This window comes from Pseudomonadota bacterium, from assembly GCA_023229365.1.
Taxonomy (GTDB): Bacteria; Myxococcota_A; Polyangia; order JAAYKL01; family JAAYKL01; genus JALNZK01.
The window spans coordinates 1-24,235 of sequence record JALNZK010000080.1 but is presented as its reverse complement, the minus strand read 5'-3'; the positions used below and the strand labels follow the sequence as shown (position 1 = coordinate 24,235).

The 24,235-nt window shown below is 67.2% G+C and carries 19 protein-coding genes and 1 pseudogene; 6 read left to right on the top strand and 14 right to left on the bottom strand.

Annotated elements, in window-relative coordinates:
• The coding region (locus M0R80_22585; GenBank protein ID MCK9462421.1) for a hypothetical protein at nucleotides 1–1,387 on the bottom strand (1,387 nt) is incomplete at its 3' end.
• Between the two features lie 173 nt (nucleotides 1,388–1,560).
• Here M0R80_22585 and M0R80_22580 point away from each other — a divergent pair.
• Genes M0R80_22580 through M0R80_22570 form a run of 3 tightly spaced genes read left to right on the top strand, consistent with a single transcriptional unit; the run spans nucleotide 1,561 to nucleotide 3,599 of the window.
• The gene (locus M0R80_22580) at nucleotides 1,561–1,767 is read left to right on the top strand and encodes a YgdI/YgdR family lipoprotein (GenBank protein MCK9462420.1); all 207 of its coding nucleotides are present in this window, start codon (nucleotides 1,561–1,563) and stop codon (nucleotides 1,765–1,767) included.
• A gap of 11 nt (nucleotides 1,768–1,778) precedes the next feature.
• The gene (locus M0R80_22575) at nucleotides 1,779–2,288 is read left to right on the top strand and encodes a hypothetical protein (protein MCK9462419.1); all 510 of its coding nucleotides are present in this window, start codon (nucleotides 1,779–1,781) and stop codon (nucleotides 2,286–2,288) included.
• Nucleotides 2,289–2,309: 21 nt separating this feature from the next.
• Nucleotides 2,310–3,599 (top strand): rhomboid family intramembrane serine protease, encoded by a 1,290-nt coding sequence (locus M0R80_22570; protein ID MCK9462418.1) that lies wholly within the window; start codon nucleotides 2,310–2,312, stop codon nucleotides 3,597–3,599.
• Between the two features lie 21 nt (nucleotides 3,600–3,620).
• Here M0R80_22570 and M0R80_22565 read toward each other — a convergent pair whose 3' ends face one another.
• The 4 genes from M0R80_22565 to M0R80_22550 all read right to left on the bottom strand — a co-directional run bounded on the left by M0R80_22565 (nucleotide 3,621) and on the right by M0R80_22550 (nucleotide 9,604).
• Nucleotides 3,621–5,249, bottom strand: a complete 1,629-nt coding sequence (locus M0R80_22565) for a GAF domain-containing protein (protein ID MCK9462417.1) — start codon at nucleotides 5,247–5,249, stop codon at nucleotides 3,621–3,623.
• A 31-nt stretch (nucleotides 5,250–5,280) separates the two neighbouring features.
• The gene (locus M0R80_22560; protein MCK9462416.1) at nucleotides 5,281–7,206 is read right to left on the bottom strand and encodes a protein kinase; all 1,926 of its coding nucleotides are present in this window, start codon (nucleotides 7,204–7,206) and stop codon (nucleotides 5,281–5,283) included.
• Between the two features lie 102 nt (nucleotides 7,207–7,308).
• Nucleotides 7,309–8,850 carry a protein phosphatase 2C domain-containing protein gene (locus tag M0R80_22555; GenBank protein ID MCK9462415.1) on the bottom strand — a complete coding sequence of 514 codons (1,542 nt, stop codon included), beginning with the start codon at nucleotides 8,848–8,850 and terminating at the stop codon, nucleotides 7,309–7,311.
• A gap of 82 nt (nucleotides 8,851–8,932) precedes the next feature.
• The gene (locus tag M0R80_22550; GenBank protein ID MCK9462414.1) at nucleotides 8,933–9,604 is read right to left on the bottom strand and encodes a hypothetical protein; all 672 of its coding nucleotides are present in this window, start codon (nucleotides 9,602–9,604) and stop codon (nucleotides 8,933–8,935) included.
• Nucleotides 9,605–9,828: 224 nt separating this feature from the next.
• On the opposite strand from M0R80_22550, the gene M0R80_22545 reads away from it, so the two are divergent.
• A complete protein-coding gene (locus M0R80_22545) occupies nucleotides 9,829–10,290 on the top strand; it encodes a hypothetical protein (GenBank protein MCK9462413.1) in 462 nt (153 codons plus the stop codon).
• On the opposite strand, the gene M0R80_22540 is transcribed toward M0R80_22545, so the two are convergent.
• The 4 genes from M0R80_22540 to M0R80_22525 all read right to left on the bottom strand — a co-directional run bounded on the left by M0R80_22540 (nucleotide 10,284) and on the right by M0R80_22525 (nucleotide 13,689).
• Nucleotides 10,284–11,255: a hypothetical protein gene (locus M0R80_22540; GenBank protein ID MCK9462412.1), complete on the bottom strand. Its 972-nt coding sequence runs from the start codon at nucleotides 11,253–11,255 to the stop codon at nucleotides 10,284–10,286. The genes M0R80_22545 and M0R80_22540 overlap by 7 nt on opposite strands.
• Before the next feature lie 87 nt (nucleotides 11,256–11,342).
• Entirely contained in the window at nucleotides 11,343–11,882 is a 540-nt protein-coding gene (locus tag M0R80_22535; protein ID MCK9462411.1) for a hypothetical protein, read from the bottom strand.
• Nucleotides 11,883–12,054: 172 nt separating this feature from the next.
• Nucleotides 12,055–12,669 carry a hypothetical protein gene (locus tag M0R80_22530; protein ID MCK9462410.1) on the bottom strand — a complete coding sequence of 205 codons (615 nt, stop codon included), beginning with the start codon at nucleotides 12,667–12,669 and terminating at the stop codon, nucleotides 12,055–12,057.
• 279 nt (nucleotides 12,670–12,948) lie between these two features.
• The gene (locus tag M0R80_22525) at nucleotides 12,949–13,689 is read right to left on the bottom strand and encodes a hypothetical protein (GenBank protein MCK9462409.1); all 741 of its coding nucleotides are present in this window, start codon (nucleotides 13,687–13,689) and stop codon (nucleotides 12,949–12,951) included.
• Between the two features lie 54 nt (nucleotides 13,690–13,743).
• Here M0R80_22525 and M0R80_22520 point away from each other — a divergent pair, with 54 nt between their 5' ends.
• Nucleotides 13,744–15,048: a Mur ligase family protein gene (locus tag M0R80_22520; GenBank protein ID MCK9462408.1), complete on the top strand. Its 1,305-nt coding sequence runs from the start codon at nucleotides 13,744–13,746 to the stop codon at nucleotides 15,046–15,048.
• Here the strand turns inward: M0R80_22520 and M0R80_22515 are convergent.
• The 3 genes and pseudogenes from M0R80_22515 to dnaG all read right to left on the bottom strand — a co-directional run bounded on the left by M0R80_22515 (nucleotide 15,030) and on the right by dnaG (nucleotide 19,262).
• The gene (locus M0R80_22515) at nucleotides 15,030–15,419 is read right to left on the bottom strand and encodes a zf-TFIIB domain-containing protein (protein MCK9462407.1); all 390 of its coding nucleotides are present in this window, start codon (nucleotides 15,417–15,419) and stop codon (nucleotides 15,030–15,032) included. The genes M0R80_22520 and M0R80_22515 overlap by 19 nt on opposite strands.
• A gap of 133 nt (nucleotides 15,420–15,552) precedes the next feature.
• Nucleotides 15,553–17,438, bottom strand: a pseudogene (rpoD, locus tag M0R80_22510) (RNA polymerase sigma factor RpoD).
• Between the two features lie 3 nt (nucleotides 17,439–17,441).
• A complete protein-coding gene (dnaG, locus tag M0R80_22505; GenBank protein ID MCK9462406.1) occupies nucleotides 17,442–19,262 on the bottom strand; it encodes a DNA primase in 1,821 nt (606 codons plus the stop codon).
• 1,033 nt (nucleotides 19,263–20,295) lie between these two features.
• Between dnaG and M0R80_22500 the strand changes: the two genes are divergently transcribed.
• Nucleotides 20,296–20,658: a hypothetical protein gene (locus M0R80_22500; protein MCK9462405.1), complete on the top strand. Its 363-nt coding sequence runs from the start codon at nucleotides 20,296–20,298 to the stop codon at nucleotides 20,656–20,658.
• A gap of 255 nt (nucleotides 20,659–20,913) precedes the next feature.
• Here the strand turns inward: M0R80_22500 and M0R80_22495 are convergent, their stop codons facing one another.
• Both M0R80_22495 and M0R80_22490 read right to left on the bottom strand, forming a co-directional pair.
• Nucleotides 20,914–22,440: a hypothetical protein gene (locus M0R80_22495; protein MCK9462404.1), complete on the bottom strand. Its 1,527-nt coding sequence runs from the start codon at nucleotides 22,438–22,440 to the stop codon at nucleotides 20,914–20,916.
• A 44-nt stretch (nucleotides 22,441–22,484) separates the two neighbouring features.
• Nucleotides 22,485–23,603, bottom strand: a complete 1,119-nt coding sequence (locus M0R80_22490) for a hypothetical protein (protein MCK9462403.1) — start codon at nucleotides 23,601–23,603, stop codon at nucleotides 22,485–22,487.
• Nucleotides 23,604–24,235: the final 632 nt, after the last annotated feature.

The window sequence follows — 24,235 nt, the reverse complement described above, 5'->3', positions numbered from 1 at the left end:
TCGTGTCCGCGAACGCCTCGCTCGCGCTGCCGTCGAACACGCCGACGCCCATCATGGCGTTCTGGATGTGCAGGCAGTGGCCGTACTCGTGGTAGACGATGTCCGCGACCGACGCCGAGTTGTTGCAGCCGTAGCCGCCGCCGTCGTCGTAGCCGATGAGGAAGTTGATCGTCTCGCCGTCCGACCAGGCGTTGCAGACGTCCTCGACGCCGTCGCCGGAGATGTCCGTGTACTGGTTCGGCAGGACGTCGAGCGTCTCGCCGAGCCACGGCACGTCGTCCTGGAGGCTGCGCGCGCGCTCGGTCACCGCGAGCGCGGAGACGTACACGTCGAGCTGCGCCTGCTCGAGCGCGGAGCCGTCCGAGACCCAGAGGTGGGTGGCGCCGTCGGCGAGGCCGGTGATCGCCAGTTCGAGATCGTCGCCGGCCATGTTCTGCACGTCGACGTACGGCCCCGAGAGTCTCCCGGTCACGTCCGCGGTCGCGCCTGCCGCCGTGAAGGCGCCGGCGGCGTCCGTGGTCACGTCCGCGCCGTTCGCGACGAGGTCGAGGAACGCGCCGGGGCCCGCGATCAGATCGCCGTCCGGGTTCCTGTCATGGTGCTCGATCTGGATCGTGCCCGAGGCGGTCACGCGCTCATCCCGCAGATCGAGGAGCGCGCCGTCCCGCGCGTCGACGAACGCCGTCCACTTGCCCTGCCCCTCGATCCGCAGCGCGATCGAGAACGCCGGCCGGAGCTCGAGCGCGTCCTCGCCGACGAGCGGGACGAGGACGTGGCGCGCGGCGGACGCGATCCCTGGCGTGCCGCGCAGCTTCGAGAGCGCCGCGGCGGCGGTCCGCTCGGCGTCCTCGGGCGCGACCAGGGCGCGCGTCTCGGCGGGCCGCACCGGGTAGAGCCGCACCCCGCACAGGACGATCCGGTCGCGGACGATCACCGCGTACGCCACCGCGCCCTCGATCGGCACGCCGTCGACCTCCTGGTCGAACGCGACGATCCGCTTGCCGTCCCAGGCGACCGTGGCGCGCAGCGAGAGATCGGCCGGCGAGACACCCGCAGGGAGCAGATCCGCGTTCTCGGCGAAGAAGCGCTCCACCGCCCAGATCGCGACCGCGTCGTCGCCCTCGACCGCCGGGTCGAGCGCCGCGCCCTCGCCGAACAGGCGGCGGAAGTCGCCGGTCGGGCCGCCGCGCCGCTCCCACCAGGCCTCGCCGTACCGCGCCCGGAACGCGGCCGGCGCGATCCTCGACGCCGAGTACGCCCGCTGCGCGGAGGGGCCCGCCGCCCAGTCGGGCGCAAGCCGCGCCGCAGCGCCGGGCGCCGCGCCCGCGGGGATCGAGAACATGGCCGAGAGCACTGCCGCCGCGATGGAGCCGAGGATGATCCGCATTCTGTTTCCCTTTCGAGCGCCACGGGCGGCGCCTTCTCCTTCATTGGGTAGCACGGCAACGGAAAACGGCCTGAAATATCGCCGAAAACCGTTGACGGTTAGGGGCTTCTCTTCCAATATCACGGATGTTTTTCAAGCGGAAAAAGCATTAACCCCCGAGAACGGAGGAAAACATGAGAGTCAAGTGGTTGGTGTTCTTGGTCATGGCGGTGATGGCCGCCGCGCTGCTCACGGGCTGCGTGACGGCGACCGTGGTGCAGTCCACCGACGGTCGCGCGTACGTCGCGGACGGCAGCTGGTTCGGCACGCACATGGTCAACTGCGACGCCACGGACGGCAACCCCGAGTGCTGGCCGGTGGAAGAGCAGAACAGGGAGTAACGGAGACGAACATGACCAGAATACTCACAATCGCATTCGTCACCGCCGCCCTGTTCGCCCTGAGCGGCTGCAAGGCCGTCACGTCCGGTCAGAACACCGATCCGACCCTGTCGGGCGAGGCGTGGTACGTCAGGACGACGACCTTCCTCGGGCTGCCGGTCTCGACCCACATCTACTTCTGCCCGAAGCAGATGGGCAAAGGCCCCGCGAAGTGCACCGAGGCGATCGTCCACGAGGCAGCCGGCGAGGCGGCCCCGGCCCCCGACATGTCGGGCGGCTTCGGCGCTCCTCCTCAGCCCGGCTACGGCCAGCCCGCGGCGCCCGGCGGCTTCGGCCAGCCCGCGGCACCCGGCGGCTACGGCGCTCCTCCGGCGGGCGGCTACGGCGCTCCTCCGGCGGGCGGCTACGGCGCTCCTCCGGCGGGCGGCTACGGCGCTCCTCCGGCGGGCGGCGGCGGATACCCGTCGACCCCGACCCCGGCCCCGGCCCCGGCCCCGGCGCCTCCGACCCCCGGCTACTGATCGGCGCCCCTCGCGCCCTTCATGTTCTTCCTCATCCCCATCGGCCACGACGAGCTGACGCTCCGCGGTCTGCCCTTCGCCACGCTCGGGCTCATGGCCGTCTGCATCGCCGTGTTCTTCCTGACCATCGGCGCGACAACCGACGACGAAGCCCGCGCGCAGGCTCGGGCGCCCGCCGTCTCGCGACACGGCGACGAGCCCTTCCACATCGACGAGAGCGGCGAGGTCGTCGAAAAGTCTCGTGCGCCCGTGGAGGAAGCGCCCGGTGTCGAAGTCGTCCCGCGGGTCGTGCTCCATGTCGCGCAGCTGCTGCTCACCCTGTTCTTCCTCTGGATTGCCGGCGTGAGGCTCGAGGAGCGGTGGTCGCGCCCGGTCTTCGTGGGATGCTTCGCCCTCTTCGGAGTCCTGAGCGCGCTCGTCTACCGGGCTGCCGTGCAGGAGCCCAACGAACCGCTCTTCGGGACCTCGGGCGCCGTCGCCGGCCTGATGGGCGCCATGGTGGTCTGCGCGGGGCGAGCGAAAGCCCACTTCGCCTACTTCGTCTGGCTCGGTCTCAAGCCGCGCGTGGGCACGTTCGAGGCGCCGGCGTACATCATGCCGCTGCTGTGGCTCGTGACACAGCTCGGCGTCCAGATTCTCGGGATGGGTTTGGGGCTCTCCCTCGGCGGGATGTCCTACGTGCAGTGGATCTCCGGCTTCGCATTCGGCGCGGCGATCGCGTTCGCCCTGAAGAAGCTCCGGTTCGAAGAGCGCGTGCTCCACCGACAGCCCGTGACGAAGATCAATCCCGAGGAGATGCCCCTCGTCGCGTTCCGCCCCGGGGTGGTCGCGTCACCTTCGCCCGCACGAGAGCCGAAGCTCGAGACGATCGAGGCCGCGCTCTCGGGGTTCGACCGTACCGCGCTGCGCTTCGAGCTCCGGACAGGCGGGGCGCTGCAGATCGCGGCCGCGGACGTCCGGGCCTGGACCGCCGGCACGATGTCCGTGACGCCGCTCCCCGCAGCAAAGTCGGTCGTCCTGGCGTTTGCGGTCGCGCCGAGCGCGCCGGTCGAGGCGGCCAGGGTCGTGATCGTCGACGCCGCGCACCTCAAGTACTCGGGGCTCCTCGAGGGTCCGTCGGCCTCGCCGAAGCAGGCGTTCTTCCGGCTCGTCGCGCGGATCGACGCCGCCCTCCCCGAGGCTGCGTTCGCCGGAGATCGCGGCCTCGTACACGCCGGCTCGCTTCAGGAGCTCGGCTCCCCGCGAGATCTCGCGGCGCGCTTCGGACCGGTTCTGAGAGATCACTCCCAGTCGAGGAGCTCCGAGTCGTAGACCGCGTCGAACGGGACTGGGCTACAGCTTGCGCTGGGTGGGGACGACGTGCGGGCGCGTCTTGTCCGTGTCCTTCAGATCCTTGCACGCCACGACGTTGTAGATCGGGATCGGCTTCGACTTGCCCTTGGCCTTGACCGGCTCGAGCGTGACGAAGTCGAACTCGTCCTTCACGTAATCGTAGGTCGACCCGGCGATGATCACCTGGCCGGCCTTGGCCGCGGAGCAGAGGCGCGCCGCCGTGTTCACGGAGTCGCCGATGACCGAGTAGCTCATCGTGCGCGTCGAGCCGATGTAGCCCGCGACGAGCTCGCCCGTGTTGATGCCGATCCCGATCTGGATGGCCGGCGACCCCTCGGCCACCCGCGTGTGGTTGAACTCGACGAGCGCGGCCTGCATGTCGAGCGCGGCCCGCACGGCGCGGCACGGGTCGTCGGGGTGGATCACGGGTGCACCCCACAGCACCATGATCTCGTCGCCGACGAACTTGTCCACGGTGCCCTCGTGCTTGAACGCGATCTCGACCATCACCTCGAAGTACTCGTTGAGCATCTGCAGCACGTCGGCCGCGACCATGTTCTCGCTCATCGAGGTGAAGCCGCGGATGTCCGCGAACAGCACCGTGGCGGTCCGGGCCTCGCCGCCCTTCTCCACGCTGAGCTCGCCCGACACGACCATCTCCGCGAGGTCCGGGGAGAGCAGCCGCTGGAACCGGGCGCGGGTGGCGGCGTCCTTCTCGATCTTCTTGGCCATGTCGAGGTTCTTGATGAACTGCGCGGCCTGGTTCCCGATGTTGGACAGGAGCTGCAGGTCCTTCTCCGAGTACGCGTTCACGGCGACCGACGAGTCGATGATGATGATCCCGAGCAGCTCGTCGCCGTGCAGGATCGGCACCGCCATGGACGACCGGATCCCCTGCATGATCATGGACTTCGCCTCTTTGAAGCGGTTGTCCATCTGCGCGTCCGAGGACAGGAGGCCCGCCTTCTCCTTGCGCACCTGGTTGACGAGCGTCGACGAGATGACCAGCTTGTCCTCGCGCTTCTTCATCTTGAAGGCGCGCGGCTTGAGCTCGCCGCAGTCGTCCGTCATGAGCACGACGCCGCGATCGCAGTTCAGGAACTCGAAGGTCCGCTCGAGGATGCGCTCGAGGATCTCGTCGAGCGTCATGTTGAGCCGGATGTCGCGCTGCAGCTCGTAGGTCGCGCGGAGCTTCTCGTAGTCGGCGCGGAGCGACTTGACGTCCTGGACCTCCTTCTCCGGGAGGAAGCGATCCTGGATCGGGGCGATCACCGAGCGGATGTGGCTCTGCAGCGCGCCCTCGCTCATGTCGACGACCTTCTGGGCCACCGTCGCGCCCACCTCCTCGGAGATGAACATGCACCTGGTCGAGCCGAGCACGATCTCGTCGCCGTCGTGGAGCGGGATCTCGCCGACGACCCGCGTCTTATTGACGAAGCTGCCGTTCAGGCTGCCGAGATCGCGGAACACGTAGCCCCGCTGCTGCTCGTGCAGGATGATGCAGTGCTCCTTGGAGACGATGCGATCGAGAACCTGGACCCTGTTCTGCGGCAGACGCCCGACCGTGTTGTACTCGACGAGCTCCACCTCGCGCCGGCCGTCCGTCCCGAAAATCACCAGTTTTGCCATCGCAGTCCTCGCGCTCAGTGCGGCGGCCGCCTCAGTCGGGCTTCTTGGCTTTTATCCCGCTCGTGCCCCGCCGCGTGGTTCCTTTTTTCGTGTCCCCGGTCTTGCCGTCGTCCTTGGGCGGCGTGGTGGTCTTCACCTTCGCCTGGGCGCTGACCTGCACGCTGCACAGATCCTTGCCGGCCGGCCCCCACATCGTGATCTTGATCTCGCCCACCCGCACGGCGGGATCCGAGGTCGCGATCGACACCGACAGGTGGGGCCGCATGCAGCTCTCGAGGCCGGAGCTCGATCGCGCCGACACGCCGGTGACGTTGGTTGCGTTCGCGGCCACGTTGAACGCGAACTTCGTCGTCGTCTGTCCGGTCACGCCCTGCGCGCACAGCCTGAAGCCGTTCTCCTTCGCGCGCAGCGCGTCGCGCACGGCATTCTGGATGACGTCCTCTCCGCCGCCGAAGGTGCACTTCGCCAGCTGCCCCTTCTTCTCGTTGACCTTTCCCGCGATGCCGCCGGTCCCGCCGCCGCCCGACTTGCCGGTCTTGGACGTGCCGCCGGTGCCGCCCGTCTCTCCGCCCGTGTCGGTCGGGATCGCCGGCAACGGCGCGAGCGCCGCGTCGGTCCCCCCCGTGTCGGCCGCGACGACCTGGGTCTGACCGGACTGCGTCACGGATGTGTTCTGCGGCCCCGTGACCGGCGGTACGACCGGCGGAACGACGAGCTGGGTCACCCGCTGTTGCGGGATCGCCCGCCCCGGCCCCCAGACGAAGTACCAGGCCGCGGCGCCGCCGCCGAGCAGGATCACGGACGCGCCGACGACGATCCCGACGACAAGCCCGGTCTTCCCCTTCTTCCGGGCCGCGACCGGGGGCGCCAACGCTCCCGGCGACGAGCCCGGTCGTGCGGAAACGGACGCACCGCTCACGTCCGCGGCGCTCATGGGAACCGTGCGCGCGACGACGCCGCCTCCCGCCGCGGCCGCCACCGCCACCGCCGCGGTCGGGGTCGAGGCGAGGAGCGCGTCGATCCGCTCCGCCACCTCGCCCATCGTCTGCGGCCGCTCAGCGGCGGTCTTGGCGAGCATCTGCATGACGAGGGTCTCGAGCTCGGCCGGCACCTGGTTGGCCGCGTTCGCCTGCACGAACGACGGCGGCTTGTCCATGAGGTGCTTCGTCAGGAGCCCCATCGGCGTCTCGGCGTTGAACGGCAGCGCGCCGGTGAGCATCTGGTACACGATCACGCCCGTGGAGTAGATGTCCGAGCGCGGGTCGACCTTCTCCCCGCGGATCTGCTCCGGCGACATGTACTGGGGCGTCCCGAACACCATCCCGGTCTTCGTGAGCGCCTGGCGCTGATCCTTGCCGTCGTCCTCCATGATCTTCGCGATGCCGAAGTCGAGCACCTTGACGATGTCCTTCTCGGACCCGCGCTTGAGCAGCATGACGTTCTCGGGCTTGAGATCGCGGTGCACGATGCCGTTGTCGTGCGCGTTCTCGAGCGATCCGCAGATCTGCGTCACGACCCGCGCCGCCCGCCGCCACCCCATGGCGCCGTTCTTGCGGATCTCGTCGTCGAGGCTCGTGCCCTCGATGAACTCCATGGCGATGTACAGCGAGCCGGTCTCCGTCTTGCCGAAGTCGAAGACGGTGATCGTGTTGGGGTGCCCGAGCCGGGACGCCGCAGCCGCCTCGTTGCGGAATCGGGCGTACAGGCTCTCGTCCGTGAGGTGCGGGTGCAGTACCTTGAGCGCGACCTTCCTGTCGATCGCGGTCTGCTCCGCCTCGTACACCACGCCCATCCCGCCCTCGCCCAGCTTCCGCCTGACGAGAAACCGCTCGCCGATGAACGCGCCGATCAGCGGATCGGGTTGGGCCTCGGTCATCATCGTAGCGACGAGGCTCGTTCCGCACTTCCCGCAGAAGCCGGTCCCCTTCGCGTTCGTGGCGGAACACCTCGGACACATGGTTTCTTCGGTCACAACGACACCTCTCGGCGCCCGCCCTTCAGCGGATCAGCCGTCCTCTCGTACCGCGGCATGCAGAGCTCCGAGCATGAAATCGCGCGCTCAATACGGGTTCTCCTCGATGGTGCTCTCGGGCTTCTTCTTCTTCGGCGCCGGGGGCTCCGCCTTCTTCTCTGTCGCCCCCTCCTTCTTCTTGGACGTACCGGTGACGCCGCCGGATCCGACATCCTTCGGGGCCTTCTTGACGGCGCTCTCCGCGGCCTTGGGTTCCTCGCCGCTCCCGATGATCCGGTCCTCGGCGGTCGGCGCCAGGCGAGGCTCACTTGCCGGTGTCGCGACGCGTGGCATGCCCATCGCAGGCATCGGCGACGCGAGCGGAGCGACGGGCACGGCCGACGCGTCCGAGGAGGCGCCCGGAGTCGCCGACGCGGCGCCGTCGGAGCCGTTCCCCCGCAGGAGGAAGTAGCCGATCCCGGCACAGGCGATCAGGACGGTCAGGACGCCGACGACGACTTTGGCATTACTCTTCTCCGCAGCCGCCACGGGTTTCTTCTCCGGCGCGGGCGGCTCCTGCCTCTTCGGGGTCGTGTGCTCCGCCACCGCGACTTCGGCCGGAGGGGCGGCCTTGGGCGCGTCCGCCGCCGGCGCGGGCCCGGACACGGGCTTCGTCACCGCCTCGTCGGATTGTGCCTCGGCCTCCTTGTAGAAACGGGACAGCGAGGCGCGCGCGGTGGTCTCGGTCACCTGGCGGTACTCGAACCGCTCGTAGGTGACGAGCTCCCCTTCCGCGCACTCCGACAACCCTGCGCCGTCGAACCGCGCGACGATCACCGTGATGTTGTCGTCCCCGCCGTTCTCGCACGCGAGCTCGGTCAGCACGCGGCATGCGTCCATCGGTTCGTCGTTCTCCGTCACGACGCGGCAGATCGCGTCCGGCTCCACGCGTCCCGACAGGCCGTCGCTGCACATGACGAGCGCGTCCCCGCGGCGCAGCATCACCGACGTCACATCGACGTGCACCTCCTCCGTCGTCCCGAGCGCCTGGAGGATGATGTTGCTCCTATCGAACTCCTTGGCCTCCTCGTTCGTCAGCTGCTTCGCGTCGATGAGCTGCTGGACGAGGGACTGATCCTTGGTCACCTGGACGAGCGCGCCGCGGCGCACGACGTGGGCGCGAGAGTCGCCGACCTGGCCGATGACCAAGCGCGGCCCGTTGAGCGCGGCCGCGGTGACCGTCGTCCCCATGCCGCGCTGCCCACGGTTCAGCTTCGCGGCCGTGAAGATGCGGGTCCCGGCTTCGCAGATGGCGTCGTTGAGCCTCTGCGCGAGGCCGACGTCCCCGACCGGCGGCTCTCCCCCCTGCAGGATCTCGTAGATCGTGTCGATTCCGATGCGGCTCGCCACCTCGCCGGCCGCCGCGCCGCCCATGCCGTCGCACACGGTGAAGACGGAGCCGCGCGGGCCGATCCGGTGCGTGCGGACCTCGGGCAGGATCGAGCGGTTGGCGCCGGTCAGATCGGCGATGAGGAAGTTGTCCTCATTGTGCTCGCGGACAAGCCCGACGTCGGTCCTCCCGAACACGCGGACGACGATCTCCGGCTGGCTCTCGGCGGTCGGTGTCGTGTTGGTATCGGAATCGCTCATGCTCGAAAAAAGTCCTCCGTCTCGAATGTCACCCCGAAGGCCCCGTAGTCTATCAGATCCGGACGTCGAGACAACGCCGGGATCAAGGGATCACCCACTCGAATTGGAACCCGACGGTCATCCACACGAGATGTACGACGCGCGGGCCACTCAGATCGATCTCGTCTTTCGCTACGAGCTCCGATTCGTACGTGTCGGACTCGCTCAGGTAGAGGTGCATCCCGCGGCGCCATAGCGGCGCGTAGCGGGCCTGGAAGACGACGACGATCGCCGCGCTCAGCTCGTGCTCCAGCGCGATCCCCGCGTCGCCGCCCGCCGCGAGCACCTCGTTGTCCTCGATCCCGTCCGCGACGCCGAAGAAGAAGCCGCCTATCGCCGGACCGAGCTCGAAGACGATCGTCTGCCGGGACGGGGTCGGAATCGCGAGGCGCAGCGCGACGTGCGCGAGGGTGTACCCCGCGGTGCCGCCCCACGCCTCGAGGGCGGCGTGCCGGCTCTGGGTCAGGCCGGCCTCCACGCCGACGATCTCGTCGAACCGGAACCCGCCGCCGAAACCGAAGAGGAGCCCGGCCGGAGAGTACGCCTCCCGGCCATCCTCGGCGCGCCTCGCTTCCGGCCCGGCGTCCAGGCCGGCGCCCAAGTCGAAACCGACGAAGAACGATCGCTCCGGGTTCGTCGAAAGGTCGAGCGCGACGGCGCCGCGCGGCGCCGACGCCAGAAGGAGAATCGCCGCGCCGAGCGTCGCCCATCGCATCGCGCAAACCACCTCTTCGCTCCGCAGGACGTGCGGATTCGCCATTGTACTCTTGCGAAATCGGTGTATCAAACCTCGAGCGACGATCGAGGCCCCGTCCCACGCGGCCGCACTTTTTTCGAGCTCCGACGGCTCGATTCGCCGGCGAATTGACAGAGACCGAGGTCTACCTATATTTTTTTTTCTACGCGGCACGCGCGTTGCCGTAACCGAAGGAGCTTCCAGTGCTGGAGATCTTTGTCGACCCTCGCCGCACGACGAACCTCAAGCAGGCGATCCTCGACGCGATCGAGAACGGGGAATACGAGGGGCTCTCCGACGACATCCGCGACTGCTTCACCGACGAGCAGGTCGACCAGATCGAGGAGGTCATCGAGTCCGGCGACATCGAGGAGGCGATCGACGAGATCGCGTCCGACTGGAGCGGGGACAGCCTCGACGAGCTGGTCGAGATGATCGAGGCGCAGTTCTTGGAGTGGGGCGTGGAGGTCCACTTCGAGGACGACGACGTCGACGTCGCCGAGGAGGAGGTCGAGGGGCTCGAGGGGTTCGACGGCGACTCGGTCGAAGCGTCCGGCGAGGAGTTCGGCGAGGACGACGAGGACGACGAGGACGACGAGGACGAGGACGACGAGAAGGGCGACGAGGACGACGAGGAACGCGACGAGGAGGACGAGGACTACTGACCCGCGGCGCCCCGGCCGCAGCCCGCCTCCCGCGCCAGCTCCGCGGCGGCGTCGGCCGAATTCGACCCCCCCATCTTCGAAGAGATCTCGTGCAGGAGCGCGCACGCGTCGGCCGCCCTGCCCTGCCGCAGCCTGACCACCGCGGCCCAGTAGGTCCCGTCGTCGCGCAGGCGGCTCGCCTTCCACGCCATCAGCTTGTCGAAGGCCCCGTGCGCCTCCTCGAGCCGGCCGTCCTCGAGGAGGAGCCTGCCGAGGCGGAGGAGCGCGTCGTCGTGGTATTTCGAGTTGTAGCTCGCGATGAGGCGCGACTCCTCCTGCGAGGCGACGATCTTCTCGAGCAGGCGCCGCTCCTTCTCGCGCTCGCCGCGCGACGACGCCAGCTCGACCGATCGCCAGATCGCGTCGTCCCAAAGCTGGCTCCCCCAGCGCCCCTCGGCGACGATCCGCGCGAGCGCTTCCTCCTCGCCCGCGTCGTCGCCGCGCCCCCGGTGGAGCCGCGCGAGCTCGTACATCGTCGAGTCCCACACGTCCTCGCCGCGGACCCGCGCCTCGAGCCCCTCGAGCGCCGCGATCCCGGCGACGGGATCCGCGCCCTCCTCGTACGACGCGGCGAGCCTCGTGACCGCGGTCGGCGACAGCGCGTGCGACGGGTGCGCGACGACGAGCTCCATCGTCTCCGCGCGCGCCTCGATGGTGCGCCCCATCTCGAAGAGGGCGCGCACGCGGTCGTAGCACGCGCGGGCGTAGCCGGGCTCCGCCCCGCACAGGGCGCGGTACCCCGCGACGGCCGCCTCGAGATCGCCGGCGCGCTCGGCGGCGTGGTGCTCCTCCCAGGCCGCCTCCTCGAGCGTGAAGCCGGGCGGCGCGTACGCGCCGGCAGGCCCGCACCCCGGCGACGCGGCGATCAACGCCGCCGCGGCGACGATCGCGACAATCGGGCTCCACCTCGCACCGGGGTTCGCCATGGCCCGGACAGCATACCGGGTTTTCCCTTTGGATGGAAAACGGCTGAGCTTGGGGGGAATCTACGGTTTCAGGAACGGTGAATCAGGCTAGCTCGGGAAGCAGGCGCCGCCGGCGTAGTTGCCCTCGCCGTCGATCAGGGCCGCGCAGCTGTGGGCGATGTCGCACACGTCGTTGTCGGGTGTGCACTGCCGCATGCAGTAGGCGTTGACGGCGTCGGAGAGGCAGATGCCGTCCGTGTAGCCGCTCGCCGTGGTGCAGGTCTCGGTCGTGCACTCATCGACCGGCTCCATGTCCTCGTCCGAGAAGCAGGCGCCGATGCCGCCGCCGCTGCTGACGTCGCCGCAGGCGACCGTCTCTTCCTCCCAGAGGTCGAGGTCGTCCGTGCACATCGCGGGCTCGCAAACCAGGTAGCACTCGCAGCCGCCGGCGCCGTCGCCGACCGGGGTCGTGCCGTCGATGCAGTACGGCTCGGCCTCGCAGCAGATCGCGTCGACCTCGCCGCAGTCCACGTCGCCATCCGTGTCGCCACCGCCATCCGAAACCGAGCCGCCGCCACCCGCGCAAGCCACCGCGAACTGCGCCGCCCCAGCCAACATGGCCGTGGTCAGAAAAACCAGATCTCTCACGAGCCCTTCTCCGGCTGCACCCACCAGAGGGCAGTGTATCCGTTCGAGCCATCCCCGTCCTGTGGGTTTTCGTCGCGACACGCACGACAAGACGGGAAGGCGCCATGAAAAGGAGACGTCTCTCGGGAAAAGACTTCAGGACGGATAGTCTCGGGGTGTCAGGGAATCAGGATCAGGAGTTCGGAATGCAGGCGCCGCCGGCGTACTCTTCCGTCGTGGAGTCGATGAGGGCCGTGCAGGTGTGGACGATGTCGCACACGTCGTTGTCGGGCGTGCAGGCGCGCATGCAGTAGGCGTTCGTGCCGTCGGTGAGGCAGATGCCGTCCGTGTAGCCGCTCGGCGTGGTGCAGGTCTCGGTCGTGCACTCGTCGACCGACTCCATGTCCGCGTTCGCGAAGCAGGCGCCAAGGCCGCTGCCGACACCGCCGCAGGCGACCGTATCTTCCTCCCAGAGGTCGAGGTCGTCCGTGCACAGTCCGGGCTCGCAGGTCAGGTAGCACCCGCAGCCGGTGCCGGTGTTGACCGGGGTCGTGCCGTCGATGCAGTACGGCTCGGCCTCGCAGCAGGTCGCGTCGACTTCGCCGCAGTCCGCGTCGCTGTCCGTGTCCGTATCCGAATCCGTGTCGCTGTCCGTGTCCGAATCCGTGTCGCTGTCCGTGTCCGAATCCGAGTCGCTGTCGCTGTCGGCGTCGCCGTCCGAAGACGAATCGTCACCGCTCGAGCAAGCCAACGTGCCGAGACCCATCGCGAGCGCCAGAGCCATCATAACAAACAAAAACTTCTTCATGACTTCTCCTCCATCGAGTTTGCCGCAGTGTCATGCGCGGCGGTTTATTGGGAGACTCTCCGCTGGGATCGCCTCCGCAGTGTTCGATTTCCGTTTCGACGATTGGGTTAGTTACTCCATTCAGTCAAGCGCATCAATATTGGTCACTAAAAAACCTGTCCCTGAACAGAAAATAGCCGCCTTTTTCTCACCGCGCCACAACAATTTTCGCGTGTGGCGGAAGAGGCATCCGCCCCCTCTCGAAGAACAGGTTCCCCGAGGCTCCGCTTTCGGCTCACCCTACTCGCGCCGCCGCAGCCGCTCGACGAGGTAGTCCCCGCGGACGCGCCCGAGCGACGCGAGCAGGTTGTCCCGCACCCGGTCGTCCCCGTCCGCCAGCTCGGCGATCGCCCTCTTCACGCGGGCGCGCCGCCCGTCGCGGCCCATGCCGCAGCGCTGTTCCGAGGCGACGATGCCCGCGCCCGCCCCGTACTCCTTGATCTCGGCCTCCTTCACGCGGCACAGCGGCCGGACGATCGTCACGGGGTGCTCGTCGAGCTCCAGGCGGACCGGCATCGCGGCGATGGCGCCGCCGTGGATCATGTTCAACAGCAGGGTCTCGATGATGTCGTCGAGGTGGTGGCCGAACGCGATCTTGCCGCAGCCGCGCGCCGTCGCCTCGGCGAGGAGCGCCTTGCGCCGCTGCATCGCGCAGTAGAAGCAGCTCGCCGCCTTCCCGGCCGGCAGGAACCGCCGCGCCTCGACGAAGACGCGGTGGAGCGGCACCCCGAGCCGCTCGAAGTACGCGTCGAGCCACGCTTCGCCCTCCTCGTTGCGGGGGAAGAGATCGAGCACGACGTGGCAGCCGAGCAGCTCGAACCGCACGGGCAGCGTCCTCCTCTTCTCCGCGAGGATCCGCGCCATCGCGCTCGAGTCCGCGCCGCCCGAGATCGCGAGGAGCACCCGGTCCCCGGGCTCGATCCTCCGGTGCGCGCGCAGCGCGGCGCCGACCTTCCTCCGGATCCTCGTTTCGAGCCCCAACGCGGCTCCTCTCCCGCCGTGACACGGACCGCGCGACGGCGTATTCCAGGCGCAGTGGACGCGTACGCAACCTACCTCAACGCCGAGCGCCGGATCAACGAGGGGCTGATCCGCCTCGAGCGCTCGCTGTCTCCGGGCGCGGGGTACGGCCCGCGTCCCGAGGGCCGGGTGGAGGCGATGCGCGGGTTCCTCCGCCGCCTCGGGGATCCGCAGCGCGGGATCCCGGCCGTGCACGTCGTCGGCACCTCCGGGAAGGGATCCGTCGCCGCGGGGATCGCCGGCATCCTGTCGGCCGCCGGGCTTCGGGTCGGCCTCCACGTCTCGCCGTACCTCCAGGCGATGACCGAGAAGTACTGGATCGCCGGGCGCTTCGTCTCCGCGGAGGAGCTCGGCGCGCTCGCGGACGCGATCGTGCCCGTCGCGCAGCCGCTCGTCCGCGCGGACGCGCCGGCCTCGATCCACGGCATGGCCTCCGCCGCGATGGCGTTCGAGGCGTTTTGCCGGGCCCGGGTCGACGCCACCGTCATCGAGGCGGGGTGCGGCGCGCGCTACGATCTCACGTCGTTCGCGGACACACGGGTCGCGGTCCTCACGAACGTCGGCGCGGATCACCTCGACGTCCTCGGCCCCGACCTAGAGCGGGTCGCCTGGCACAAGGCCGGGGCTGCGCGCCGCGGCAGGCCCCTCGTCGTCGGCGCGACAGGTATCGCCCTCGACATCGTCCGGCGCGAGGCCGCGTCGGTCGGCGCGCCTCTCGTCGAGCTCGCCCCGGACGGGAGCGCCCTGTCCCACAACGCCGCGCTCGCCGCGAGGGCGGCGTCGCTGTTCGGCGAGCAGCTCGGCCTCGAGATCAGCCCGCGCTCCGTCGCCGAGGGCCTCGGCGCGGTCCGGCTCGCGTGCCGGACGGAGGTCGTCCAGGAGGGGCCGCGCGTGATCCTGGACGGCGCCCACAACGCGGACAAGATCGCGGTCGCGATCGACGCCGCGCTCGCCCGCGCGACGCCGGGCCCGAAGGTCGCGGTGGTGGGCCTGCTCGCGGCCAAGGCGGCGCCGGAGACCTTCCGCCCGCTCGCAGGTCGCTTCGACGCGGTCTGGGTCACCGAGCCGCGCGCCTACGGCAAGCGCCCGCTCGCCGCCGCCGAGGCGAGAGCGCGGCTCGCGCCTCTCGGGATCGCGGCGTCGGCCGCGCCGGATCCGGACGAAGCGCTGGACGCGGCGATCGCGCGCGCCGGCCCGGACGGCACGGTCGTCGTCGTCGGCTCGTTCTACCTGGCCGGAGATCTCCGCGCTCGGTGGCACCCGAAGCGCGCGGTGGTCCTCGGGCGGAGCTCCTGGCCGGGTCAGGCGCCCTTGGTCTGAGAGAAGAAGAGGCGCAGCGTCTCGGCGAGCCGCGGGTCCTCGACGGCGCGGAGCTCTCCGCGATCGACCCACGTGCCGGAGCACGAGGCGCAGCGGAACACCGTCTTCGCCGCCGCTCCCTCGCCGGCGATGACCAGCGCGCGGAGCGCCACGTCGGCGCAGCGCGGGCACGCGAGATCCTTCACCCGGTCGCCCTCGGGCGGCACCGTGGTCTCGACGCGGCGCACCTCGGGCGGGCGGCCGAGCAGCTCGCCGATCTCGCCGCTGTCGAACCAGAGCCCGCCGCAGCAGGCGCACCTGTCCACGACGATCTCGCCGAGCTCGATCTCGTCGAGCCTCTTCAGCCGGCAGCGCGGACACGTCAGCGTCATCTTCGCCCACCTCGTAGGAACGTGATCCCATTTGTAGCCGTCGCCGGGGCGGAGCGCAAGATTCGTCGAAGGCGGAATGCCGCAGCGGCGTGTCGACGCGGGGGCGAGACGGCCGTGCGCCCGTACAACCTGCCTAGTGCTCGATGAAGCTCTTGAGGTGCTTGGAGCGGGACGAGTGGCGCAGCTTCCGGAGCGCCTTGGCCTCGATCTGCCGGATGCGCTCGCGGGTGACCTCGAAGTCCTGGCCGACCTCCTCGAGCGTGTGGTCCGACTTCTCGCCGATGCCGAAGCGCATGCGGAGCACCTTCTCCTCGCGCGGCGTCAGCGTCTTGAGCACGCGGCGCGTCTGCTCGGAGAGGTTGAGCCCGATCACGGCGTCGGCCGGGGAAACCACGCCCTTGTCCTCGATGAAGTCGCCGAGGTGGCTGTCCTCCTCCTCGCCTATCGGGGTCTCGAGGCTGATAGGCTCCTTCGCGATCTTGAGCACCTTGCGCACCTTGTCGAGCGGCAGCTCCATGCGCTCCGCGATCTCCTCCGGCGTGGGCTCGCGGCCCATCTCCTGGACGAGGTAGCGACTCGTGCGGATGAGCTTGTTGATCGTCTCGATCATGTGCACCGGGATGCGGATCGTGCGGGCCTGATCTGCGATCGCGCGCGTGATCGCCTGCCGGATCCACCACGTCGCGTAGGTGGAGAACTTGTACCCGCGGCGGTACTCGAACTTGTCGACCGCCTTCATCAGGCCGATGTTCCCCTCCTGGATGAGGTCGAGGAACTGGAGCCCGCGGTTCGTGTACTTCTTCGCGATCGAGACGACGAGGCGCAGGTTGGCCTCCACGAGATCGGCCTTGGCGCGCTCGGCGCGGCGCTCGCCCTCGTGGATGCAGCGGTAGATCTCGCGCAGCTCGTCGATGTCGAGGTTCACCTCCTCCTCGACGGCCCGGACCTTCTTCTGCGCCTCGCGGATCGCGTTCTCGAGCTCGACGAGCTCCGAGGCCTTGACGCCGAGCTTGCGCGCGATGCGCCGCTCGACGACCTTGGACACCTTCATCTCGCGGACCGTGCGCCGGATGTCCTTCTGGGACATGCCGCACCGCCGCTCGCTCGACTGGATCTCGGCCTCGGCCGACTCGACGCGGGCGATCAGCTCCTTGAGCAGCGCCACGATGCGCGCGATCTGGCTCTTGTTCAGGTTCAGGCTGATGAGCTGGTCCTTCACCTGGATCCGCAGCTCGGCGATCTTGTGCAGCAGCGTCTCGCGGCGCCGGTCGGTCAGCTTGCGGCCGTCGCGGATCTGGACGGTGCACTTCCCGATCTCTTGCCCGAGCCTGCGGACCCGCTCCACGGTGTCGAGGAAGCGCTGGTCCGCCTCCTCCTGGTTGATCTCGAGGTCGTCGAACTCCCGGTAGCCCTCGAACTCCTCGCTCTCGGGCTCCTCCTCCTCTTCCTCCTCCTCGAACTCCGCGCCCTCCTCGAACTCCTCGCTGGCGTCGGCCGGCTTGTTGCTCGGCCTGTCGACGACGTCCTTCAGGCGGATCTTGTCCTGCTTGAGCTTCGCCCCGAGGCCGATGATGTCCTTGATGGCGATGTTGGACGAGAGGAGGATGTCGAGCACCTGACGCTCGCCCTGCTCGATCCGCTTCGCGATCTCCACCTCGCCCTCGCGCGTCAGGAGGCAGACGGAGCCCATCTTCCGCAGGTACATGCGGACCGGATCGTTGGTCTTGGAGAAGTAGCTTAAGTCGGTGTCCTCTTCGACGACCTTCTCCGGATCCAGCACGGCCGGATCGGGCTCGATCGACGCGAAGGTGATGTTCTCGCCGCGATCGACGACCTCGATGTGCTCGCTGCTCAGGACGTCGAGAAGATCGTCGATCTCGTCGGAGGAGACGATTTCCGACGGGAGAAAATCGTTGACCTCTTCGTAGGTCAAAAACCCTTTGGTTTTGCCCAGCTCGATGAGCTGCTGGATGTTCTTCTTGTCCGGTGCCTTGTCCATTCCGAAATTTCCTCTGGGACCCTTTAATCCGCAACGCGTCCTTTGTCAAAACCAAGTTCGGTGTCCCGAACCTCTTTTTCCAATTCGGTTTTTTGACGCTGGAGCCCGAGGACTTTCTGATCGTCCCCCGATGTACGCGCCCTTCGGATCTCTTGCTTGATCAAATCAATCTGGGCGTCGACACGCCGTTTCTTCATTTTTCGAAATATTTCCTGGAGCGCCTGGGCGCCTATCGCCTCGTCGACGAACAGCCGCTGCATGCCGCGCCGCGCGAGCCACGTCACCGCCGGGCTCTGCTCCGTGCCCGCCATGAGCTCGGCGACGAGCGACTCCTTGCGCCGCTGCTTGACCGCGAGCTCCTCGGCGATCCGGCGCAGCTCCGGGTCGGCGAGGAGCCCGATCGCGCCCGACGCGCTCGCCTCGGCGCACAGCTCGGGCAGGTCGAGCAGGAGCCCGACGAGCTCCTGGTCCTCCGGGTTTCCGAGCGGCTCCCCGGCCCCGGCCCTCGCCGAACGAAGGGACGGCTCCGCAGCCTCGGCGCCGGGCGATCGCAGGTGCTTGAACACGAAGGACGGCTCGACCGAGAACGACTCCGCGATGCGCTGGAGGTACATGTCCCGCTCCATCGGCTCCCTGACCGCGTAGACGAAGTCCCGGAGCTTGCCGATGCGCCGCGCCGCGTCCTGGACCGTCCCGTCCGCGGCCTCCGCCGAGGCGCGGATGATCTCGTCGAGCAGCCCGCGCCGGGCCGACAGGGTCTCGCGCACCGCCTCGGCCCCGCTCTTCCTGACCAGGCTGTCCGGGTCCTCGCCGTCCGGGAGGCGGACGTAGTACGAGGCGAGGCCGGCGCGGGCCAGCATCGGGAACGCGCGGGCCGCCGCGGCCCTTCCCGCCCGATCGCCGTCGAACACCACGACGACCGCCTCGACGCGGCGCCTGAGGAGCGCGGCGTGCTCCTCGGTGAGCGCGGTGCCGAGCGGCGCGACGACGTTCTCCACGCCGGCGCGGGCGAGCGACAGCACGTCGAAGTTCCCCTCGACGAGGATCGCCTCGCGCGCCTTGCTCATGGCGACGCGCGCCTCGTGCAGCCCGAAGAGCACGCGGCCCTTGTGGTACTCCGGGGTCTCGGGCGAGTTGACGTACTTCGCGCCGTCGGCGTCGCCCGCCCCGAGCGAGCGCGCCGAGAACGCGATCGGGTGCCCCGCCGGATCCGTGACGGTGAACACGAGGCGGTTGCGGAACCTGTCGTAGTACCCGCTCCCGGTCTTCCGCGGGATCGCGAGCCCGACCTCCTCGGCCTCGCGCGGCGAGATCCGCTTGCCGCGCAGGTGCTCGAGGAGCCCGTCCCAGGCGTCCGGCGCGTAGCCGAGGCGGTAGCGCGCGGCGGTGGCGTCGTCGATCCCGCGATCGGCGAGCATCTTCTTCGCGACCGCGGCGGCGGGGGTCGCGAGCTGCGCCTCGTAGAACGCCGTGGCCTCCTCGAGGACGAGCCGCCTGCGCCGCGCCGCCTCCCGCGCCCGCTCGTCGGCGGAGCGCGCCGCGGCCGACGCCTGCTGCTTCGGGAGCTCGACGCCGTACTTCGCGGCGAGCCGCTCGACCGCCTCCATGAACTCGAGCCCGTCGACCCGCTGCAGGAAGCCGAAGACGTCGCCGGACGCGCTGCAGCCGAAGCAGTGGAAGAACTGCCGCGCCGGGTTGACGTTGAAGGACGGATCGCTGTCGGCGTGGAACGGGCAGACGCCCTTGTAGTTGACCCCGGCCCGCTTGAGCGCGACGTACTCGCCGATCACCTCGACGATGTCGGCCCGTTCCCTGATTTCAGCGATCTTCGCGTCGGGGATCACGTGCCACCCTCGTGCGTTCGCCGCCGCGCCGTGTCCTGGTCGAGAGCGGACGGAGTATGGGGAGTCGCCCCCGGCGTGTCAAGCGGACCGAGGGGGGACCGGGGGGGCGATCGAGGCCATTCAGCAAGGGAACGTGCGAACCGCCCGCGCTGCCGCCGGCGAAGCCGAGGACGTCGGAGAAGCGCTTCTTCGCGCACTTCTTCGCGTCATTTTCAAGGGGCTTCTCTCTTCCGTCTGCCGCGCGGCCACTCGGTCGGATCAGTCCGAGCCGTCGGATCGGTCCGAATCCCGCGCGGCGTAGAGGGGCGATTCGGCCGGCGAACGGTTAGTAAACTATCAAGGACCGTACCCGAAACCGAGGTGATTCGTGGCAACCGGAAGCGAGCGCGAGGCACGCCCGGCATTTCTCGTGGCAACGGGAAGCCAGCGAGAGGCAAGTCCGGCATTTCTCGTGGCAACGGGAAGCCAGCGAGAGGCAAGTCCGGCATTTCTCGTGGCAACGGGAAGCCAGCGAGAGGCAAGCCCGGCATTTCTCGTGGCAACGGGAAGCGAGCGAGAGGCAAGTCCGGCATTTCTCGTGGCAACGGGAAGCGAGCGAGAGGCAAGCCCGGCATTTCTCGTGGCAACCGGAAGCGAGCGAGAGGCACGGTACGGCTCGTGGGTGCCTTCGGGCTGTTGCGAAACGGCAACACCACACCCTGTATCTCTTCGACCACACCCTCGCGTCCGCAAGCCGATCCGGCGCTCTTATAAAGGAGATCGTCCCGAACGTTCGCCCCGACGCGGCGGAGGCCGTGCGGAGCAGCAACGGCGCGGCCCCGGGGCGCCCGCCCCGACGTCTCGCGCGGCGATCGGCCGGCGCGCCTCGAAGCGCGGTCGCGCGTTGGCACCGCCGTTGCAATAGGGTCCGAGCGACGGCCAAACGCGCGCGGCCGCAGAAAAACCCGACCGGAAGGTCGGAACAACCCCGCAGATCGTAGGGGCGATTCATGAATCGCCCCTGCACGCGGACAGAAGGAAGAAGGAGTCTGTGATGATGAAAGTTCGGCGGACCTACTACCCCACGAAGGTGTTCGACGACATGCTGTTCGCCCTGGTGCAGCTGCTCCTGGCCAAGGGCTGGAGCTTCCCGGGCGCGAGCACCGAGCAGCTCGTCGCGGACGTCGAGGCGCAGCGCGCCGAGCGCGCCGAGCACGACGCCCTGATGAGCCGGTTCCTGGCGCTGCACGAGACGTTCGGCATGAACCAGGAGGCCCGCTACGGCCGGTTCGTGGCGGTCCTCAACGCCGCGCGCGGAGCGTTCCGCACGGACAAGGCGGTGATGGCCGAGCTCGACCGCTTTAAGCGCCCGCGCGCCCGGCCGCAGAAGCCCAAGGACGACGCAGAGGCGGCGTGACATCCCTTGACGATTCCCACAATGAAGGCCCGCGTACCCCGCGCGGGCCTTTCCTTATGGGGCGACCCGCCTCGCCGCGCCTCGGGCGAGAGCGGACGGAGCATGGTGAGTCGCCCCGGCGTGTCAAGCGGACCGGGAAGGTCCTGCCGGAGGAGGGGCTCTTTAGAGGAAGACTATCGTCGCCGAACGAAGGAATAGTGAACTTTCAAGGACCGTCCCCTAACACTCCCTAACACTATCTCATGACACCCGATCTCATTCGATCGGGACGTTCACATCAACGCGCGTGGCCCAGAGGCCGTTGGAATATGCTTGTACTGGATCGGCGTTCACGTCGAGGAATGCAATAAAGGTATCCTCGTCGATAGCGAGGATATCGCAAGCCATGGTTCTGTCTTCGACGGGCGGGATCTCCCAAAAGAGATTTATAGGCGGCGCGACCGGTTCACCGACCTCGTTCATGGCGATCATCTTGAACGTGTCGAACGGGTCGTGATAGCAGACGGCAAAATAGCGTCCGCTCCATTCGACCTGAGGAAACGCGACCTCGACATGGCTCCCGTGGTCGGCGACTTCGATCCAGTCAGAAAGAGGAGTTCCATCGAAATTCAACATACGCGTCCAATAGCGAACGGGGAACGGTTCCATGATGGTTGGATTGAAGTCGGCGAATCCTTCGAGATTCACGTACAACGTCTTTGCGATCTCAAGTATCGCCTCGCCGTTTGAGGACAACGAGTAGATGCTATACCCGTAGCTCGTATCTTCGAACCCTTCGGGGGTGGGTGGGGCATCGTTCTCGACGAGAGCAGGTTCCTGCACCACGTTCCCATCGATGTCGACGAGTGCGATGACTAAATTGGTCGATCTGTTAGAGTATTCTTCGAAGTTGATAGTCTCGAAACCGAACACCGTGTAAACGCTGTCTTGGAGAAAAACGCTGGTTCCAACATTGAGGGTCCTAACCCCGATCGATATCGCCCCAACCGGATCAAACGGCAAAGCCGCAGAATAATGCGTGAGCCGCTCGTGAACCCCTTCGATGCTCCAGCGATCTAAATCAAGGTATACAGTGCCTTCGATGTCCGTTTCGTCGTCAACATCGAACACAATTCCGTTCATCGAGCCGGTTACTACCACACCGACGTCATCGGCGATGCCGTGTGGGTCCATTGGAGCGAGAGACGTGTTGGGGAAGAGATTGACAAATGCATTCGGCCCATCCGAAAGATTCGCACTCGTGTCCCAGAAGGTCTGCACGACGGAGCAAGCATCGACAAATCCACCGTGTGCAGAGGTAAGGACCAGGAAACCGCTCGGGTGTGCGTGAGATTGGGAAAGGGGCAGGATGCTCCCATAAAAACCGTCGCACGCTGGCGGGCTTTGGGCGAACGAGCTCGTCATTGCGTCCTCGGGAGATTCCCAGGGAAAAACCAGGAAGACGGTTTCGTATTGATAGACATCAGGGCTAATTTGCTCGTCCGCCCATGAGACCGAGACGTTACTTCCATCGAAAGAGGAACTCATCGCCCCCGCTTCTTCGAAAAGAAACACCGGCTCTACGACCACCAGATCGGTATCCGTTCCCGAGTCCCAAGGGATATCCGTGTCGTCGCTGTCCGTGTCGCTGTCAGCACCGCCGTCCTCGCCAGCATCGGTCTCTTTGTCGCGATTGTGTCGCGGGGAAGAAGAGCACGCGCTTGCCACGGCAAGGACCACGGCAATCGCCAACAAATTATAGCGAATGCGATATGTCGCCTTTCTAAAAAAGAATAGCGTCATCAATTCAGCTGTTGCCCATTTTTAGTAATCGCGAACATTCATTTTCACCACTCGCAGTCCACCTTTGAAATTGTCGGACAATAACAATAATCATAGGGAGAGGTGGTCTCATTTCCTCCGTTACACGTACCCCCTGTGTTAGCGTCGAACAGGAAATCGTCATCGTCCCCACCGTACAGGAAATCGTAGGCAGCCGTCGTCTCCCCGTCTATCCCGTGCAGCTTGTCGTTGCCTTGGCCGCCCCACATGTAGTCACGATCATTTCCGCCGTAAATGGTGTCGTCGCCGTACACGCCCGAAAGTTGGTCGGCGTTGGCGTACCCGTAGATCATGTCCCCGGAACCGACCCCCGTGCCGTCGTCATCTCCCCACGCGTAGTCGACCGACGACGTACCGAAAATATAATCTGCTCCTTGTCCTCCGTATGCGACGGGATATGTCACACCATCATTGTCCAAATAGAGCTTGTCGGCGCCCTCTCGGCCATACACGCGCTCTCCCGACAGAACTGAGTCCCCGTACTGACTCCCAAGGATGTAGTCGGTGCCGCCATTCCCCCGTACTCTGAGGACCCGCGTTGATGAAACGGTGTAATCGAAACGATTCGTGAAGTTGTCCATTGGGCAGTTGTCGTCTGACGCCTCGGTGCGGATGATCTGGATGTATTCGCCGTACGCATCTTGGCCCTCTACAAAAAGTTTATATGCGTCGCCGAACTGAGACCAACCCGCGACGTCCCACTCCTCTGTGAAAGAGTTCCAGTAGCACATCTGGACTGCATCGTCGCCAGGCACCTTGCCCACTGCGACGTAGTAGTACGGATTGGGCACGGGGAAAGTAATCTCGCAATCGATGTACTCGCCGTCCCAATCTTCGACATAAATACAATCTCCGCCTGAAAGCCACAGTATCGCGTCCTCATTCGCTGAGGTCTCGGGGTTCTTTTCCTCGATCCATACTACGTCGCCCGTGTCGAGTGTCACCTCGGGCTCAAACGGCGGCAACCAGACCGCCGAGCACTCGTCGTCGACGCAAAGACTCATGGGGTCGTCGAGGATGACGTCCAACTCGTCCATACTCTTCAACGTGCTCGATTCTGTCGCCGCGCTCATAAAAGCCAACATCATCGAAAGCCCCACCACGACGAACAGTCTCTTCTTCATTGTAACCCCCATCGTTGATCGGCCGCAACACGGTCGATCGGTTGATCGTTTTTCAGCCATGCCCTCTGCCAGGCGCCAGGCGGCGTCGCGTTCCCCCGACCAGACGCCGAACATAATGTAGACTTCATATTTCACCTTGAGCTTTGAGCCATTGGTATGTCAAGGGGTACAGGTGTGACATCCTTTATCGGCAGCCGATTCTGGACAGCAATGCCTGTCGAACCCACACGGTGGGCATGCCGTACGAGGCTCGTTCCCATCGAAATGTCGGTTTTACCCACGCTACCGTAGTCGCGATGGAACGTCGCGTCACTGGCTCTCCCAGCTGTGATATCGGGGCAAGCCCGGTGACCGACGTCGCTCTTCTTCTCGCGCGTCTCGTCACGGCAAGGCTCGTGGGTGCCGTCGGGCTGTTGCGAAACGGCAACACCACACCCTGTATCTCTTCGACCACACCCTCGCATCCCCAAGCCGATCCGGCGCTCTCGTGAAGGAGATCGTCCCGAGCGTTCGCCCCGACGCGGCGGAGGCCGTGCGGAGCAGCAACGGCGCGGCCCCGGGGCGCCCGCCCCGACGTCTCGCGCGGCGATCGGCCGGCGCGGCTCGAAGCGCGGTCGCGCGTTGGCACCGCC